Origin of the sequence: Luteococcus struthionis (assembly GCF_048595755.1) — a bacterium.
Taxonomy (GTDB): Bacteria; Actinomycetota; Actinomycetes; order Propionibacteriales; family Propionibacteriaceae; genus Luteococcus.
Genome location: NZ_CP184360.1, coordinates 523,796 through 541,406 on the forward strand (window position 1 = coordinate 523,796; position 17,611 = coordinate 541,406).

15 protein-coding genes are annotated in these 17,611 nt (G+C 63.2%); 8 read left to right on the top strand and 7 right to left on the bottom strand.

The window, feature by feature from the left end; translation table 11 throughout:
• Positions 1-45 precede the first annotated feature (45 nt).
• From ACOAMO_RS02520 to ACOAMO_RS02530, 3 genes are all read left to right on the top strand, one after another.
• Complete coding sequence (locus ACOAMO_RS02520; RefSeq protein ID WP_420176025.1) at positions 46-675, top strand: DUF1707 SHOCT-like domain-containing protein; 630 nt, start codon at positions 46-48, stop codon at positions 673-675.
• A 72-nt stretch (positions 676-747) separates the two neighbouring features.
• Positions 748-1,233, top strand: a complete 486-nt coding sequence (locus ACOAMO_RS02525) for a PH domain-containing protein (RefSeq protein ID WP_420176026.1) — start codon at positions 748-750, stop codon at positions 1,231-1,233.
• Between the two features lie 125 nt (positions 1,234-1,358).
• A complete protein-coding gene (locus tag ACOAMO_RS02530; protein ID WP_420176027.1) occupies positions 1,359-2,942 on the top strand; it encodes a PH domain-containing protein in 1,584 nt (527 codons plus the stop codon).
• Positions 2,943-3,020: 78 nt separating this feature from the next.
• On the opposite strand, the gene ACOAMO_RS02535 is transcribed toward ACOAMO_RS02530, so the two are convergent.
• The 6 genes from ACOAMO_RS02535 to ACOAMO_RS02560 form a co-directional block, all read right to left on the bottom strand.
• Positions 3,021-3,992, bottom strand: a complete 972-nt coding sequence (locus ACOAMO_RS02535; protein WP_420176028.1) for a GDP-L-fucose synthase family protein — start codon at positions 3,990-3,992, stop codon at positions 3,021-3,023.
• A gap of 82 nt (positions 3,993-4,074) precedes the next feature.
• Positions 4,075-5,127, bottom strand: coding sequence for a GDP-mannose 4,6-dehydratase (gmd, locus tag ACOAMO_RS02540; RefSeq protein WP_420176029.1), 1,053 nt, complete (start codon positions 5,125-5,127; stop codon positions 4,075-4,077).
• A gap of 3 nt (positions 5,128-5,130) precedes the next feature.
• On the bottom strand, positions 5,131-6,369 hold the full coding sequence (locus ACOAMO_RS02545) for a glycosyltransferase family 4 protein (protein WP_420176030.1): 1,239 nt from the start codon (positions 6,367-6,369) through the stop codon (positions 5,131-5,133).
• Between the two features lie 205 nt (positions 6,370-6,574).
• Positions 6,575-7,690, bottom strand: a complete 1,116-nt coding sequence (locus tag ACOAMO_RS02550) for a glycosyltransferase (protein ID WP_420176031.1) — start codon at positions 7,688-7,690, stop codon at positions 6,575-6,577.
• Positions 7,687-8,214, bottom strand: a complete 528-nt coding sequence (locus tag ACOAMO_RS02555; RefSeq protein ID WP_420176032.1) for a DapH/DapD/GlmU-related protein — start codon at positions 8,212-8,214, stop codon at positions 7,687-7,689. The genes ACOAMO_RS02550 and ACOAMO_RS02555 overlap by 4 nt, the downstream gene beginning before the upstream one ends.
• 78 nt (positions 8,215-8,292) lie before the next feature.
• Positions 8,293-9,402 carry a glycosyltransferase family 4 protein gene (locus ACOAMO_RS02560; protein WP_420176033.1) on the bottom strand — a complete coding sequence of 370 codons (1,110 nt, stop codon included), beginning with the start codon at positions 9,400-9,402 and terminating at the stop codon, positions 8,293-8,295.
• A gap of 158 nt (positions 9,403-9,560) precedes the next feature.
• Here ACOAMO_RS02560 and ACOAMO_RS02565 point away from each other — a divergent pair, with 158 nt between their 5' ends.
• Both ACOAMO_RS02565 and ACOAMO_RS02570 read left to right on the top strand, forming a co-directional pair.
• Entirely contained in the window at positions 9,561-10,877 is a 1,317-nt protein-coding gene (locus ACOAMO_RS02565; RefSeq protein ID WP_420176034.1) for a hypothetical protein, read from the top strand.
• 309 nt (positions 10,878-11,186) lie between these two features.
• The gene (locus tag ACOAMO_RS02570) at positions 11,187-12,494 is read left to right on the top strand and encodes a glycoside hydrolase family 71 protein (RefSeq protein ID WP_420176035.1); all 1,308 of its coding nucleotides are present in this window, start codon (positions 11,187-11,189) and stop codon (positions 12,492-12,494) included.
• Positions 12,495-12,560: 66 nt separating this feature from the next.
• On the opposite strand, the gene ACOAMO_RS02575 is transcribed toward ACOAMO_RS02570, so the two are convergent.
• Positions 12,561-13,946: a hypothetical protein gene (locus tag ACOAMO_RS02575; protein WP_420176036.1), complete on the bottom strand. Its 1,386-nt coding sequence runs from the start codon at positions 13,944-13,946 to the stop codon at positions 12,561-12,563.
• Positions 13,947-14,244: 298 nt separating this feature from the next.
• Between ACOAMO_RS02575 and ACOAMO_RS02580 the strand changes: the two genes are divergently transcribed.
• From ACOAMO_RS02580 to ACOAMO_RS02590, 3 genes are all read left to right on the top strand, one after another.
• Positions 14,245-14,877, top strand: a complete 633-nt coding sequence (locus ACOAMO_RS02580; protein ID WP_420176037.1) for a YveK family protein — start codon at positions 14,245-14,247, stop codon at positions 14,875-14,877.
• Positions 14,878-15,022: 145 nt separating this feature from the next.
• Positions 15,023-16,288 (top strand): endo-1,3-alpha-glucanase family glycosylhydrolase, encoded by a 1,266-nt coding sequence (locus ACOAMO_RS02585; protein ID WP_420176038.1) that lies wholly within the window; start codon positions 15,023-15,025, stop codon positions 16,286-16,288.
• Complete coding sequence (locus ACOAMO_RS02590; protein ID WP_420176039.1) at positions 16,285-17,538, top strand: glycosyltransferase family 87 protein; 1,254 nt, start codon at positions 16,285-16,287, stop codon at positions 17,536-17,538. The genes ACOAMO_RS02585 and ACOAMO_RS02590 overlap by 4 nt, the downstream gene beginning before the upstream one ends.
• The last annotated feature ends 73 nt before the right edge of the window (positions 17,539-17,611 follow it).

The following is a 17,611-nucleotide window of genomic DNA, read 5'->3' on the forward strand; positions in this document are numbered from 1 at the left end:
GGCCGGAAGCCGGCGTCTGGCACGGACCTTGCCTAGAGTCGAGCCATGAGCACCCCGTCACCTGAGATCCGCTGCTCCGACGCAGACCGAAACCTCGTCGCCGATGTCCTGAACACGGCCTACGGCGATGGTCGGATCACGCGTGAGGAACACGCCGAGCGCCTCGACGCGTGCTGGTCGGCTCGCACCTTCGGCGACCTCACTCCGCTCACCGATGACCTGATGCCTGCCCCCGACCAGATGCTGCCGGTGGCCCGCGCCGACCGATCCGGGGTCGTCGTCGACCCTGCGGGGGCCGGTGACCAGCCCGACAATCTGGTGGGGATCTTGAGCACCGCGCGCCGGGAGGGCAGCTGGCGCCTGCACCGTCGCACCACTGGTCTGGTGGTCATGGGTGACGCCAGGTTCGATCTCACCGACGCCACCTTCGATGCCCAGGAGTGCATCATCAACCTGCCGGTCATTCTGGGCGACATCAAGATCAAGGTGCCCGCCGGTGTCAACGTGCGCGACGAGACCACCTGCATCATCGGTGAGGTGAAGATGAAGGGCATGACCCCCACCCCGCCCGGCGCGCCCACGGTCGTGCTGCGCGGGCTGGTGCTGATGGCCGACATCAAGGTGATGGGCCCTGAATACCAAGGCTTGGGCCAGCGTCTGGGTCTGCAGCGCTGACCCCTACCATCGGCTGCCCGGAGCAGCCACCCGGCGCAAGACATCGCTCCAAGCCACCCCTAGATTGGTGACGTGGACACCTTCGACGCCCCCGTGGACAGCTGGAAGCCGCTCTCACCCCGGTACCTGCAGATGAAACGGTTGATGATCTTGATCATCTGGCCGCTGCTTCTGCTGCCCTGCTGCGTGGCACTGGGATGGTTCCACCACTGGTGGTCGGGTGCTGCCCTTGCACTGCTGTGCCTGGGGTGGATTGCCTACCGCTGGCATCGGATGGGGCGTGTCTACCGCATCTGGGGTTATGCGGAGCGCGACACGGACCTGTACATCCGGGAGGGGCTGATGTGGCGTCGCCTCACCGTGGTGCCCTACGGCCGCATGCAGGTGGTCACGGTGAACTCCGGCCCCATCGAACGCAGGTACGGGTTGGCCACCGTCACCCTTCAGACCGCCTCCGCCGGCACCGATGCCACGATTCCGGGCTTGCCGCAGGCCGAGGCAGACTCCTTGCGTGAGCGGTTGAGTGAACTCGGCGAGCAACAGGCGGTCGGCCTGTGAGCGAGCCTCGACGAGCACTGCCCGAGCAGACACCTCCGTTCGATGGATATGTCGACAAAGAGGTGCCCCCTGGCCGCCTGGCATCAGACGCATCCACCCCGGAGGCCTCGACGGATCGCGCGGCGGTGGATCCCGTCACACTGCAGCCTCCCGCAGCGGGCGCTCCCGACCCCGTCGAGGAGACGCCGGCGGCCCCTGCGGCCACGGCTCCCCTGATGGAACGTCCCCACCCGGCGACCCCCATCATCAAGGGCTGGATGGCCCTGGTGGGTCTCATCGTCGTGGTGGGACAGGACGTGCTCCAAGGCCTGGGGCGCAGGGGCGGGGATCCCATCGGCTTGCGGGATCTGGGGCTCTTCGGCGGCCTGCTCGGCCTGTACGTGGTGGTCACCGCGATCTTCGGTTACTTCAGTTGGCGGTTCACGCGCTTCGTCGTCGATGACCACCAGGTGCGCATCGAGCACAACTTCATCCAACACAATTCCGACAAGGTCCCCTTCACCAAGATCCAGTCGGTCGACGTCGTGCAGCCCTTCGCAGCGCGGCTGCTCGGTCTGGCCCAGTTGCGCATCGACGTGGGAGCCGGCGCCGGCAAGACGATCGAGTACCTGAACCGTGACCGCGCCTACCAGATGCGCGACTACCTGGTGGCCCGCGCCCACGGCCGGCAGGTGACCGTGGCCGAGTCCGCCGCAGGGCGCGCCACGGCCGACGTGATGCACGACCTGGCCGCCGACGAACACGTCCTGGTGACCGTCCCATCACAGCGCCTGGTGCTGGCGACGCTGCTCTCATCGAGCTTCCTGATCACTTTGATCTTGAGCTTGGCGGGCATCGCCGGCATCGCCTGGTTTGAGAACTTCGGCGCCCTTGTTGGCGTGATTCCCCTTGTCACAGGCTTGATCAGCATGATCGGCAGAGACGTGATCAAGCAGTGGAACTACTCCTTGGTGCGCTCCGGCCAAGCCCTCAAGGTCACCCGCGGCATGACCAGTCTGGTCAGCCAGACGCTGCCCACCAACCGCATCCAGGGCCTCCAGATCACCCAGCACCAGCTGTGGCGCCCCTTCGGGTTGTACCGGGTCCGCATGGACGTCCTCGGTTACGGATCCGAGGACGCCGAGGATGGCGCCAGCGACATCCTGCTCCCGGCGGGCAGCTGGCAGGAGGTGGAGCTGGCGATCGACGCGGTCTGGCCCGGCTTCCGGCTCTCCGACGTGGAGCTGACTGGCGTCGATCGCAAGGTGCGGCGGATCCATCCCTTCATCTGGAAGAGCTACCGCTGGGGACGGACCGACGACGTGATCGTCGGGTGCAATGGCGGCTTTGTCCATGAGACAAAGATCGTTCATCACGCGCGAGCGCAGTCTGTTCACCTGAAGCAGGGGCCGCTGCAGCGCAGGCTTGGTCTGGCCGATGTGCAGGTGGACACCACTGCGGGCATCCTCAGCACCTGCATCCTGTACGAGCTCGATCAGGGCTTGGCGCGCCGTCTGGTGCTGGAGGAGATGGAGCTGTGCCGTGAGGCTCGCCGCCGCGATGCGCAACGGCAGGCTCTCGACGCCCTGCCCACGCCCCAGGCGCCGATCCCCACCGGAGCCTGGCCACCGCCGGCACCCGCCACCGATGAGGGCGCCGCGTCCCATCCCGTGGCTGCCGAGATTGCTCCGGAGCAGGACGCCTTCTGGGCACCGCCGCGGGCCGACTGAGCCCAGACACTCCCCGAAGCCCCGGAGACGAACGCGGGCCGCATCCCGAAGGATGCGGCCCGTGTCGTGGGTTCGGGATCACTCCCGGATGTTGTCCTTGTTCTGGCGGAACCACTCGATGGTGTGCTCCAGACCCGAACGCAGATCGTACTGGGGCTGCCAACCCTCACCCTTCAGCTTGCTCACGTCGAGCAGCTTCTGCGGGGTGCCATCGGGCTTGCTGGTGTCCCACTCCACCGTGCCGGTGTAGCCCACGATGTCAGCGATGGTCTCGGCCACCTCCTTGATGGTGGTGTCCGTGCCGGTGCCCACGTTGACCTGCTGCGGGCCGTCGTAGTGCTCCATCAAGTGCAGACAGGCCGAGGCCATGTCATCGACGTGCAGGAACTCACGACGCGGGCTGCCGGTACCCCAGTTGGTCACCACCTCGGTGCCGTTGGCCACGGCCTCGTCGTAGCGGCGGATCAGGGCGGGCAGCACGTGGGAGCCCTTGGGCGAGAAGTTGTCGCCGGGGCCGTAGAGGTTGGTGGGCATGGCGCTGATCCAGTGCACACCGTGCTGACGACGAGCGGCCTGCACCTGGAGGATGCCGGCGATCTTGGCGATCGCGTAGGCGTCGTTGGTCTCCTCCAGGTAGCCCGTCAGCAGGGCGTCCTCGGTGATGGGCTGCTCGGCCAGCTTCGGGTAGATGCAGGAGCTGCCCAGGAAGAGCAGACGGTCGACGCCCTGCTCCAGCGCGGCGTCCATCACGTTCACCTGGATCTGCAGGTTCTGGCTGATGAAGTCGTACGGGTAGGTGTTGTTCGCCAAGATGCCGCCCACCTTGGCCGCGGCCAGGAAGACGTAGACGGGCTTGGTCTCGGCAAAGAAGTCGAAGACGGCCTTGCGGTCGGTCAGGTCCAGCTCCGCATGGGTGCGGGTGACGATGTTGGTGAAGCCCTCGTCCTGCAGCTTGCGCAGGATCGCGCCGCCGACCAGGCCGCGGTGCCCCGCGACGTAGACGGTGGCGGAACGGTCCAGGGTGGTGGGTGTGTAGGTGGACTCGGTCATGTGGTGATCCCCCGTGGGTTGATGTAATCGACGAGAGGCGGGGCGGCGCTGGGTTTGTTCCCAGCGCCGCCCCGTCATGCCGTCACTTCCAGGTCTTGAAGCCGGGCAGTGCCTCACCGGCACCGTTCACGGCCGCGTCGATCCACAGCTTGCCGCCGACCTCGACCTGCTTCATGTCGTTCTCGACCATGATCTTGGCCAGCTGCGGGGTGAGCACGCTGGCTTCCCAGCCCAGCTTCTCCTTGGCCTTGCTCGGGTCGCCGATCAGGGCGTCGACCTCGGTGGGGCGCAGGTAGCGCTCGTCGAACTCGACGTACTTCTCCCACTCCAGGTCTGCCGCCTCGAAGGCGAACTTGAGGAAGTCACGCACGGTGTAGCCGACGCCGGTGGCCAGCACGAAGTCCTCGGGCTCGTCCACCTGCAGCATGCGCCACATGCCCTCGACGTACTCGGGCGCGTAACCCCAGTCGCGGATCGCGTCGATGTTGCCCATGTAGAGCTTGTCCTGCTTGCCGGCCTTGATGGCGGCCACGGCGCGGGTGATCTTGCGGGTCACGAAGGTCTCACCGCGACGGGGCGACTCGTGGTTGAACAGGATGCCGTTGACCGCGTGCAGGTTGTAGGCCTCGCGGTAGTTCTTGGTGATCCAGTAGGAGTACATCTTCGCGGCGCCGTAGGGCGAACGCGGGTACATCGGGGTGTCCTCGCCCTGCGGCGGCGGGGTGGCGCCGAACAGCTCCGAGGTGGAGGCCTGGTAGAAGCGCGGGCTGATTCCGGCCTGACGCACGGCCTCGAGCAGTCGCACGGTACCGACGCCGGTGGTGTCGGCGGTGTGCTCGGGCTCGTCGAAGGAGACGCGCACATGGCTCTGGGCTGCCAGGTTGTACACCTCGTCGGGACGGATGTCGTCCATCAGCGTCACCAGGCGCGCACCGTCGGAGAGGTCGCCGTAGTGGAGCGTGAGCTTCACGTCCTCCTCGTGCGGATCCTCGTAGAGGTGGTCGATGCGGTGGGTGTTGAAGGTGGACGCACGACGGATGAGACCGTGCACCTCGTAGCCCTTGCCGAGCAGCAGCTCGGCCAGGTAGGAACCGTCCTGCCCGGTGATGCCGGTGATGAATGCCTTCTTGGCCATGGGTTACTCCATTTCCTTGGTGTTGACGCGAGAACGCACGGCCGACAGGCCGGCGAGCCAGGTGCTGACCCGCTGGAATGCCGAATCCGCCGACAGGTGCTCCACCGCGAAGCGGCGAGCGCTGGCGCCGTACTGGCTGGCTCGGCTGACCGATCCCGCCATGTCCTCGACGGCGTCCAGCAGTGCTGCCGGATCGCCTGGTGTGATGATTGGGCCCGCCCCGGCAGCGCGCACCTCGTCGGAGGTGGCACTGTCGGGCTCGGTGGCTGCAACAACCGGCTTGCCCTGGATGAAATAGCTGGTGAGCTTGCTGGGGACCGCTGACTCACGAAGGCCGGGCTTCTCGTTGACGAGGAGCACATCGGCGCACTGCAGCATGGCGGCGTACTCCGCATCGTCCAACGAGGGCACGAAGACCAGGTGGTCGATGCCCTTTCCGAGCTCCTCCAGCGCCTCGCGACGCGAGCCGTTGCCAACCAGGCCGAAGACGACCTTAGAGCCGCGCTGGTCGGCAAGCCGGGCAGCCTCGACGACGTTCTCCAGGTACTGCTTGGCGCCCATGTTGCCGGTGTGGATGGCCACCAGCGGGGCGTCACCGAAGTACTTGCGACGCACCGTCGTCGGATCCGCGGCCAGGTCGACGTTGATGTGGCTCCAGTTGCGGGAGACACACACGTCTTCGTCCTTCACCCCAAGGTCTGCGACCACGTGGCGACGGAAACGGTCGTGGATCACGAGCACGCCAGCGGAGGCCTTGAGGATGGTCGATTCCACCCGCCCAAGCACCTGACCCTTGACATTGCTGCCGCCGATCTCGCGTGCCCCATTGCTGTAGAGGTCCTGGACCCACACCGTGACCGGCATCCCGGTGAGTCGTCCCCGAAGAACCTGCAGTCCCGTGCTGATGAGGGCCGGGCTCACCGCGATGACCACGTCGGGCCTGTGCCAAGGGCTGAGTGCAGCGCCGAGGCCGAAGGTGAGCTCCTGGAGAATGCGGCTGAGCCCCATGCCGCCCGAACCAATGACGTGACGTACCCGACGCACATTGACGCCGTTGATGTTCTCCGTGCGGGTCAACCCCGTGAAGTTGGTGTAGTTGCTCCACTGCGGGTAGTGCGGCACACCAGTGATGACATTCACTTGATGGCCTTGCTTGGCGAGCCCCTCCGCCATCGCAGTCGTATAGGGCGCGATGCCCGAGATCTCGGGCGCGTAGTTCACCCCGATGATCAAAATCTTCATGCAGTCACTCCTATGGCATGGCACAACGCCACACCATCCCCCGATGGTCTCGTGGATCACTGCGATGAGTGATCCACGAGTGCGAAACTGCCTCCCCCGCAGGGGTGGTCAGCGAACGTAACGATACCGACAACTTCATGGCAGGGTTGGGCTTCCGGCGGCCTGATCACAGGAAGCACTCAGCCCCAATCCCTGCGGCGCGCGATCACTTCCCCCGGTAAGCAGTCAGGAGCTGGTTGACGATGGGCTCCATGGAGAACTCGTCGCGGATCAGCTTCTGGGCTCGGTCTGCCGTAAGCCGCCGCAGTTCCGCATCCGCCAGGTACTTGCGAACCGCGGGAGCGATCTCGGCTGGGTCATGGGTCGTCACGGTGCCGGCATCGGCTCGTGCGACGGCTGGGGCAAGCCCACAGGTGTCGGTCAAGATGACAGGCAGACGCGCGGCCAAGGCCTCGAGGACTGACATCGGGTAGGGCTCGTCGACAGACGGGAGGACATAGATGTCTGCCGTGGACATCGCGTCCTGGCAGCCCTCTCGGTCCGCCGGGCCATCCCAGCGCAGGCGCTCTCCCAAACCTGCAGTAGCAATCGCGGCAGCAACCTCGTCCCCCTGCCCCTCGTCCGGGCCCACCATGCGGAAGTGCACGTCCGGGAATTCGGGGGCCAACTCCGTGGCCGCCTCCACGAAGACCAGGGGGCGCTTGCGCGCCTGCAGCCGCGCCAAGTACAGCACGGTGATGTGCTGGTGCTCGCGCGGACTCGGCATCGAGTCGGCATTGAGCCCGTTGTGAAGTTCCTCCACGCGAATCCGGGGACCGGCGACGTCAATGACCCCCTGCCGTTCGACGGGGGTCAGGAAGAAGACCCGCGCGGCGGCACGCAGCACTCGTCGAGTGAGCGCCGCATCAAGCGGTTTGGCCAGCAACTTGTCGGAAGGGTCGATCATTCCGTGAGTCTGGACACAAGTACGGATCCCCAAGTTCTGCACCAGGGCCGCAGCGGGCAAGGTGACGAAGTCCCGCGCCAAGTGCACGTGCACTGCGTCGGCGTCCTTGGCATTCGTGCGCAACCAAGCCAGCATCTTCGGGCTTGCCATCCCCGCGAAACCTGCACCCGGCAGCGCCTGGACAACGGGGAAGAGCTTGACTGGCACGTCCTGATAGGTGGTCGGCAGGGCCCCATCGAAACCGCTCGCTCCCGCGACGAGCGTCACGTCGTGCCCTGCTTCGATGAGTGCCCGGCAATGGTTGAACGCCACGGTGGTGGGTCCGCCATAGGCATTCTCGGGTGTGATGACGGTGGCAATCTGGATGATCTTCACGACAGGGGCTCCTTGACCTCGCTACGCGGTGCCAGGACCCGGGCACCTTCGGGAACGTCCTTGAACACGAGTGCGGTGGCACCAACGACGGCATCTCGACCGATCGTCACTCCGCGCAGCACAGTTGCTCGCGCCGCAACCCAGGCTCCGTCCTCCACGGCGATCGGTGCATTGTCGAACTCGAAAGCCACGTCGTCGGCCTTGTGGCTCCCGGTGCACAGAAAGGTCTGCTGGGAGATGCAGACGTCCTCACCGATCGTGATCGGCTCCAGATTGAGCAGATAGCTACCCACCCCGATCCAGGTGTTGTCACCCACGGTCAGCTTCCACGGCCAGTGGATACGCACGTCGTTTCGGATATTGACGTTCTCGCCGATCTGGGCGCCGAAGGCTCGAAGCACCTTGACCCTCACAGATGGCGGGCAGGCGATCGAGCGCGTGAGCGGCTCGGCGACCAGTGCCCAAGCTGCGCAGACGGCGGCTGGCCGCCCCTTGTCGTAGCCCTTGCCGGTGAACTCAGCCAAGCGCCTGAAATGTCGGCGTGCTTGTGTTGCCTTACTCATAACTTCATCCCCCAGAATCAGTTCGAGGTGACCGTGCCATTAAGCAAGAGGCTTGGTCACCTGCTCCAAAGCATCAGCGAACACACTGGCGAAAGCCTCGGGCGTATGTTCAAGAATTGGCGGAAACTCGATGTGCCCCGAGTACTTCTCTTGCGCGGTCTTCATCAGGCCCTCTAGTTCCTCCAGCGGCCCCACAAAGACCCCTGGCATCTCGGACACAGATGGCGCAACGCCACAGTTCCGTGTGACGACAACCTGAAGGCCGCACGCCAGCGCCTCGTTGACAACCAAACCCCAGACCTCCACATGGGAGGCCAACACCAAGGTGTCATGCTTGGCCATCTCGGCCGGAAGGTCTGCATAAGGCAAGTAGTCGACGAAGGTGACTTGATCAGACACGCCGCTCTTGTCGGCCACCTCGACCAACCGTTCGTGAAGCTCGCCCCTCCCGATGAAAGTCAGCGTGTCCTGCGGCCCTGCCATGGCAGCGAAAGCCCTCACGATCCCTTCGACGTTCTTGCGGGCAATCAATTGCCCCACGTAGAGGAACCGATGCCCTGGAGAATCTTCCCGCCGCCCAGACGCAGCCGCGAACGCCTCGACGTCAACGGCGTTGAATCCCGTGAGGATCCGCTCCGGCGCCACCCCCATGGACCGGACAGCCTGTTGGGCGGCTACACCGGGCACCACGACCCGGTCCATTGCCCGAAAGTAACGCGCCCGCGCGGCGGCGATGAGGCCGGTCCGCCGCCCCTGACTGGCCAGAGTGCTCTCGTAGAACCCGATGGTGCGCTTCCTCATGAGCTTTGCCTGCCCCAGGAGCTGCCAATAGGCCGGGGAATCCCATCCCCCCAACAGGACGGCATCTGCACGTGCGACGTCCCTGAGGGCTCCGGCTGACGTCAAGGTGTAATGACGGTCTTCGCCTCGAGCGACGCGCACCGTTGAGTACTCCACTTGCTCGTAGGCGGAAGCTACGCCACGCCCCCAGTCCGCCCCCCGGTTCGCGGCGGTGTCCCGTGCCAATCGCGCCGAGCTCTCCAGAAGGCCGACGCGAAGCTGGCAACGTTCCCCAAGAGACTCCCAGACCGGCAAACGGTACGGCGCCGCCAGATTCGTGACCCACAAGAGGCGGGCATGCTCGGTCATTTCGACTCCCCCGTCATCGATTGCCCAAATGCTATGCCCTAACCCTATGGGGCCGCTGAGGATGGCCCCGCTCAGACTGGGGATCTCTTCAGCCAACACCTATGCTCGACGACGGCCTCGTAGCTGACGGCCACATCAACTCGGGGGAGATTCGACGCATGGCCAAGCTGCTGGAGAAGTTGCCCATCGGGCGCATGGGCGGTCGAAATGCCCTGTTGCTCTTCGACACGGCTGTGACCGCGCTGACCAATGTCATCGTCGTGATCGCGGCTTCTCGGTCCCTTGGAGCCGGCCCGCTCGACTCCTTCTCCTTGGCCCAGTTGGTCTTGGTCATGCTGACCCAGAGCGTCCGCACGGCGATCTGGAGCCCGGCGATGGCAGCCCAGCGCAAGACCGGGAAAGCCAGGATTCCACTTGGCTGGGTCGGGCTGCTGTCACCGTCGGTAGCAGTCACGGTCGCGGCACTCATGGCGGTGCTGATTCCGCGAAATGGAGTTGGCCACATCCAGTGGTGGGCGACGCTTGCAGTTTGCTCCACGGCCTTGCTTGCCCAAGATGGCTTGCGCTCAGTGCTCATGAGCCGCGACCAGACGCAAGGGGCCCTCATCGCCGACATCGCCGCGCTTGCCATCATCACAGTGGGCTTGTTGAGCGGGCGTCTACCCAGCACGGCTTCCGGAATCCTTCTCTTCTGGTCCCTCGCGGTTGGGGCAGCCCTCGCCATTGGTCTGTCCTACCTGTCCCGGAACCGCGAAGTTGGCACCTTGCCCGCGCAGTCATTGGCGGAGACTTGGCGTTTCGGCCGATGGGGAGCCCTCGACGCAGCCTTCTCTTCCTTTGCCACGCTCTTGCCGTTCTTCGTTGCAACGCTCTACGTTGCCAACACTTCAGCTGGCCCCTACCGCATCCTGCAGACCGCCATGGGTCCACTCAACATCATCTTCACTACGATCCTCACCGCGTTCAGCCTGGATTCCTGGCAGTCCGCGGACCGTGCCGGGCTGCGAGCGTTGAACCGGAAGACGCTTCGTCTTACCGCGGCCTTGGGCCTTGGGGTCCTGTTCTACGTCATGATCGGCATCCCGGCGATGATCTACATCGCAAAGGTCTCCCACCCGGATCTTCCCCGGATCGCTCTCATCGTCGCGGTGAACGGCATCCTCGGCACCGCCATCGCTGCGGTGAACGCAGCCACCTTGGCGCTCGGCTACCAGAGGTTTGGGGCACTGATTCGCTTCACCGTGGTTGTCCTCACGGTGCTGATCAGTCTCCCCTGGACCGTGAACCATGTCATTCCGTGGCGCGATCCCATCGGGGTCAGCATGCTGACCACCGCACTCGTCACGATGAGCGGTTGGGTGATCGGATACGCGATCGCCTACCGACGCGAACTGCGCCGCCCCGCTCGGGCGATGCCAGAGTCAGATCCGATCCCCCACGATTGTCCAAGTGCCCCCCGGAGGGGGCTTCAATAACACCGTTTCCTTGGAATTTCCTGAAGTTTGGCATCAGCACATCCTCAGGTTAAGGTTGTCGCGCGATCACGGGGTCGCCTTACACCTCCTAAGGAAATCATGTCAACCCAATGCCTGCGTGCAACGCGCGCCCACCTCGTCACGTCCATGCTCTGCTTGGCCTCCTTAGCTGTTGGAGGCGGCCTCGTGCAGACCTCTGCGCAAGCAGCAGAGGCTCCCGCAAACACTTCTTCAAGCATCACGCCAACCGCCCCCGCCACCATGCCCACAGCCGGCGTGGACTCGAAGGGGGATACGAGAAGCTTCAGCATGACCGCACAGAGTTCCCATGGCCGAAAGGTCTTCGCCCACTACTTCACGCCTTACCCCATCTCAATCGACAACCAGCCAGCAGATAGCGACTACTACAGCGTTCATTACCTCAAGGCATCCGGAGAAGGGGGTAAGTTTGCGGCCTCTGGTGGCCTCCTGCGAGACCGTCCCCTGCCCAGGAAGCCGATCGATGGCGATTACGTCTTGGCAGATCACCGCACTGAGATCCAGCAGGCAAAGCAGGGAGGCATCGATGGGTGGACCCTGAACCTGATGGACGTAGACGGCATCAATTGGAAGAAGGCCGAGAGCATGTTGCGGGCCGCCGATGCCGAGGGCGGGTTCAGCATCGTTCCAATGCCGGACATGACGACCATCGGCTGGCTCCCGCCCGACCAGATGGCAGATCTAGTGAAGAAGGTGGCCGACCACCCCTCCGCACATCGTCTGGATGATGGACGCCTCATGTTGTCGCCCTTCTACGCAGACCTGAAGAACGCCAGTTACTGGCAGGCCACGATTGCCGCCCTCGAGGCGCGCGGCGTAGCCGTTGCCTTCATGCCGACCTTCATCGACTGGCCCTCCGACCCCGAGAGCTTCGCGAAGATCTCCTACGGATTCTCCATGTGGGGTGGCCGCAGCCCTGCCAATGTCCACGAAGTGTACGGGCCGCGCACCAAGGCGCTAGGCCTCAAGTGGATGCAGCCTGTCGCCGTGCAGGACCAACGACCCACGGCAGGCATCTATGACGAGTCGGTCAACCTTGCCACGCTTCGCAAGTCTTGGGAGCTCGCCATTGACCAAGGAGCTGACTACGTCCAGATGACCACTTGGAACGACTATTCCGAGGGGACAGCCTTTGCCCCCAGCCAAGAGCATGGCTGGGCCTTCTTGGACGCGAGCGCCTATTACCTTTCGAAATTCAAGACTGGCTCCACGCCCACCATCACCCGCGACTCACTGGTCCTGACACACCGCAAGCAGCCAGCGTCCGCGCAGCCCACGGCGGGCCAGTCCACTCTCATGGAACTGAGGGACAACAGCTCCAGAGCGGTGGACCAGGTTGAGGTCATGGCTTTTCTGACCGCTCCGGGCGATGTCACGGCCACCGTCGGAGGCCGAACCAAGACGTGGCCCGCGCCAGCTGGAGTCAGTGTCCACACGCTCCCGTTGGAGATGGGTACGGTGAGCGCCTCGGTCTCGCGAGACGGCCAGCAGACGACCGCAGTCAAGTCCGACGACACGGTGACTTCCTCTCCCGCAGTTCAGGACCTGCAGTACGTCGCATCGTCCAGCCTTCGCTGATACGCCAAAGCAGTGGGGTTGCCCCATACGTGGAACCTGGGGCAACCTCACTGGAATTATCCCGTCTCAGACGGCTTGCAGACTGGAGTCATCCCTCCTCCGCCAGCGCCGAATAAAGGCCACCGACAACAGGATGATGAACAAATTCGCAGTGGCCTGCAGAAGCGATCCGCGGAGGAGGATCAGCATATAGAACGGAAGAATGCATGCCAAGAGCGGAAGATGTCCGAAGATGGCGAGACTTCTCTGACACTCAAGGTCGAGATGGCGGAGCAGATACCCGACACAGAACATTCCAAGAACCAAGAAGAGCCATCCCCCGTTCACGAAAAACTCACACCATAGAGGTGCGGAAAGGTTCGTGAAGTCGTACCCCTTGAAGTTGGCAAGCAAGATGCCGGTATCCACGGGCTTTTCTGGCCATATTTTGCGAGGGACAGCGAATAGAAGAACCCCAAGCAGCTGTCGACCATTAGCAGCGCCTTCAGCCTCGACGTATTCCACCCCATTGACGATCTGGAAGAACGAGTCAAAGTCCCCCGAAAGCATTGCCTCCAGAGGGGCGACCTTCTCCAGCCCCCCGGAAGTCTCCACCCGAAAAGAGTCAAGGATGGGAAAAAGAATCGGGAAGGCCGACATGGCGAACAGTGAGATAACCCTGAAGCGCTTGGGAACGTCAAGTGCACCAAGCACAGCCAAGAACGAAAGGGCCACGGTGCCAAAGACATAGCGCGGGCTGCTGATCGGGTTGACCACCACCAGAAGCATTGCTCCAGCCACCCACATCAGCACCATGTCAAGGCGAGCCATGGGGATTCCCCTGAAGCGGGAGCGCATTGCCAACACCAGAGCGCAGAAGGATACGAGAAGACCCATGTTTGAGGCGGCAGCGACTATCGTCGCCTGGAAGGTCTCGGGAAACGCTACTTCCAAAAGGTCGGACAGCTCGAAGCGCGACATGAAGAGAGCACCAATTCCACCCAACTTGAGCAGGTAGAACCCGGTGGCAGCCGTAGCACCCAGAAGCAAGAGTCGAACCTTCGGCATCGAGTACTCTACGACACTCGCGGCAGACGATGGAGAAACACCGCCATCAGCTCTCGCTACCCGGGCAGACTTGAGGGCGGCCCCAGCAATGAACGCCAGACAGCCGACCAGAACAACTAGGAATGCTCTGACGTATAGGTCTCGATCTACATTTGGAGTGGTTTCCAGAGTGACACGCTCACGAATTTGAACCAGAGGCGCCATCCCTAAAAAAACGTAGGTGAAGAGCCAAAAAATCATCTCGTGCGGATGCACTCTCGAGGACCACAAGATGTCGGAAAAACGAATGGCTGCCAGTACCATGACAGCGACGGCAAGGATGGGCTGACCGCTATTCCATCCGCCCCGGGTCAAGGCGATGACTGTCGTCGGCAGCACCAACCCCAATAAAATCAGAACAACCATTCCCAGCACAGGAGCTGATCGCTGCCCGCGCCCGAAAAGAGGCAACAATGCGCGACGCGTACTACTCCTGACGGGGTTCACGACTTCTCCAGACTGTTGAGACGCACCGCACTCGGGCGAAGATCGTCGCCAGTCTAACCAGTGACGGAAGCGGCTAGACGCCAGGCTGAGACCCACCTGTGTACCTCCCCAGTCGACGTGGGCCTCAGCCCAGTCGGAGATAGTGTGTGGAGCTGCATGCCGTTCCTACGAACGGCGATGCTCCAGCATTCTTGATCTTGGGGGAAGATTCATCATGGTGTCTGAGTACTGGCAGGCGTTACGTCGCAACTGGTATGTGGTCCTCGCGGTCGTGCTGGTGAGCGTCTTGGCAGCACTCGGTTACTCGGCCGCGCGCAAGACCACGTACGAGTCGACGGCCACCCTCTACGTAGCGTTGGATCGCGTCCAGTCGGTCACCGACCTGGCTCAGGGAGCCGGTTATGTGCGAGACCAGATGAAGTCCTACGAATCCGTCGTCGTCTCGCCTCAGGTTACCCAGCCGGTCGTGGACACCCTGAAGCTCACGGAGAGTACTGACGAACTCGCCTCGCGTATCAAGGCATCCACCACCACCGACTCCACAGTCATGGAGATCACCTGCTCTGCAGAGGATCCCCAGCAGGCATCGGACATCTGCAATCAGGTGGCAAGCCAGTTCCAGGAGCACATCCCGTCACTCGCGACCTTCGAGGTCAAGAACATGGGCACCCTGAAGGCTGACATCCTGACTCCCGCAACGCCGGCTCTTGTAGGTGCCGGGCCGAGTACCTCCCTGCTGCTCGGTCTCGGAGTTGTGGGCGGCACGGCCTTGGGAATGATCGCTGCCATCCTCGCGGACCGCATGCGCAGCAGGACGGAAAAACCCCGCTCCAGCCGCGCCATCGCCTGAAGTGGCCATCAATTGGAAGCAGACGTGGGGCAAGGCGGTTGCTCTCGCGCTTGTCGTCGGTCTCGTATTGAGCGGTTGCTCTGAAGGTCCTTCGGAGGACGACGCTCCCCCGCCTCGAAAACGTCCCACTCTGCTCGCCCACTACATGCTCCAGTTCCCTTTGTCCCTCGACAACAAGCCCGAGGGGCAGGACTACTACGCCAAGGAGTGGCTCGATCCGAATGGCGAGAACGGAAAACATCGTTTGGCTGGCGGTTACTTGCGTGACCGACCGCTGAATGGGGGCCCGAAGCAGGGTGATTTCATCAAGGTGAACTACCTGCACGAGATCAAGACGGCACAGTCGGCTGGGATCAGCGGTTTCATGGTGAATCTCCAGAATGTCTCGGGCCCTGAATGGGATCGCTTCCAAGTACTCCTCGGTGCCGCGGACGAAGTCAACTTCCATATCGTTCCCACTATCGACGCCACTACCGAGTTCAGCCAGCTGCCCCCTGACGAGGTTGGCCGTCGCCTGGCGCCCGTCTTCGCCCACCCCTCAGTGCAAGCCAGTGGCGAGGCGCCCGTGCTTGCGAGCTTCGCCACGGAGAAGAAGGAGATGACTTGGTGGCGCGATGTCATCTCCACCCTCGAAGCGAAGACCGGGAGCCCGGTCGACTTCCATGCAACTCTCGTTGATTCTTCCTCCCAGAACATCAGTTCTGTCGCCCCCTTGGCCAAGGCCATCGGCACGTGGGGAGGACGTACCCCGAGCGATGCAAGCAAACAGGGTGAAGCAGCACAGCGGGTCCGTGATCTCGACCGGGAGTGGATCGCCCCAGTGGCAGCCCAGGATGTCCGCCCTACGTCGGGTCTGTATGCGGAGGCTGAGAACACCGCGACGTTGCGCCAATCTTGGTCCGCAGCACATGACCACGGAGCGGAATGGACACAGCTCATCACCTGGAATGACTATGCAGAAGGAACCCAGCTCGCCCCGTCTCGCAACAACCAGGGAGCTTGGCTTGCAATGATCCGCCGTCTTGCCGATGTCGGCGATGGTGATTCGCCCCAACGGGCGCGTCAGGTTGTGCTCACATACCGTCCACATCAGCCTGGAGCCAAGGCCACACGTGCCTCTCGCAGCATGCACCCAACGCTGGGGGGCGCTGCGGTTCGCCCCCGAAACCAAGTCGAAGTGGTGACATTTCTCCCTCACGAGGAGAAGGTGCGGCTCACAGTTGGGGAAGAGTCTTACGAGTACGTCGCGCCCGCAGGCACGCATGTGGAGCTTCGTCCGGCGCGGCCTGGGAGAGTCTCTGTCCAGCTTGGCGCGACTCCTGATTGCCATCTCCAAGCGACGTCTCCGATCGTGGCAAAACCCCTTGTACAAGATCTCAGCTACCACGCCGATTGGATTGAATGCTCATGAGCAGCGTGCACTGCCCTCGGCCCTCATCGTCATCACGATTCCTTTTGGGCCAAAAAATCCTGTGGGTACTCGCAGCTGTTGCCGCTGGAATCAACATCCACAACCTTGTCACAAACGCAAAGCCTCTGGGCGTCGACTGGCGTGAGCCGGGAGGAACGCTGCTGGACTTCCGCGACCTAGTCGTTGTCCCAGGGCGTTATCTGTGGCAAGGCGGCAACCCATACGACCCCGTTCCCTACCTTGCAGCCCACCCATGGGCTCAGGAGTTTGACCCCTACTCTCCCGCATGGCTGCTGATCTCAGCAGCGATCGGCTGGATGCCCCACAAGTGGGCAGCAGTGGTGTACCTGCTAGCCATGACAGGAATATCGTTCCTTTTCGCCCGGATGCTTGCCCGCTGGGCGGTACCTCGCTGGGCGTGCATAGCGGCGCCTCTCTTGGCGATCTGGTTCCAGATCTGGTTTCCCGCTCGCGGTATGGGCTCGAGCTTCTTGGTGGTCATTGGAATCGCCCTGACCCTCGTGTCACTGGACCATCCCGATGGTGAACGTGGTTGGAAGCCCGCGATTGGCATCGCGCTGGCAGTCCTCAAACCCCAGTTCGGCGTCCCGTTTCTCCTCTTCCTGCTGGCGCTGCGTGAATGGCGCACCGTCGCTCGTGGCCTGGTGTTGGCAGTGGCGTCCGCCCTTCCAGCCCTCATTGCATGTGTCGTTGCAGCGGGGGGTCCTTCGGGTTTCATCGGCTCCATCATCCGTGTCACCCGCCACGCTTCGTCGCCTGATGCGCCCACGGGGCTGTTGGCCGCAAACAGTCACCGCGTGGACATAGCCGGGCTCGCGGTCCGAATCATGGGAGAGCACCCCGGCCCAGTCCCCGCCCTGATCTCCATGATGCTGTTCGGGAGCAGCTTGCTGTTGATCTGGTACCGCCGTCCTGCACCTCGGCTGGCTGCCTTGGTGATCCCCGCAGCGATCTATCTCCTGCCTGTGCACCTTAGTTATGACATCGCCCTGGTGACCATCTCCGCAGCAGCGGCCGCGTCGTTGGCGCTGACTAGGGGTGTGGTCTTGTCTTGGCTCACCTTGGCTTTCGCCTTCGTGCCGATGATGCACCTCCATCGGATCACGGGATTGCTGGGTCTCTCCCCGCTCGGCGGAGATCTCCTAGACGCAGCCTCGCTGTTGATCGTCTTCTGCCTAGGGACGGTGGCCGTAGTACAGGAAAACAGCTCCAAGCTGCGGATTCCTTGAAATGACACCCCTCAGACGGTAGTCAGACCGACCTTCGCCGACTGAACGGTTCCCCGCTGGCATAGGCTCATAG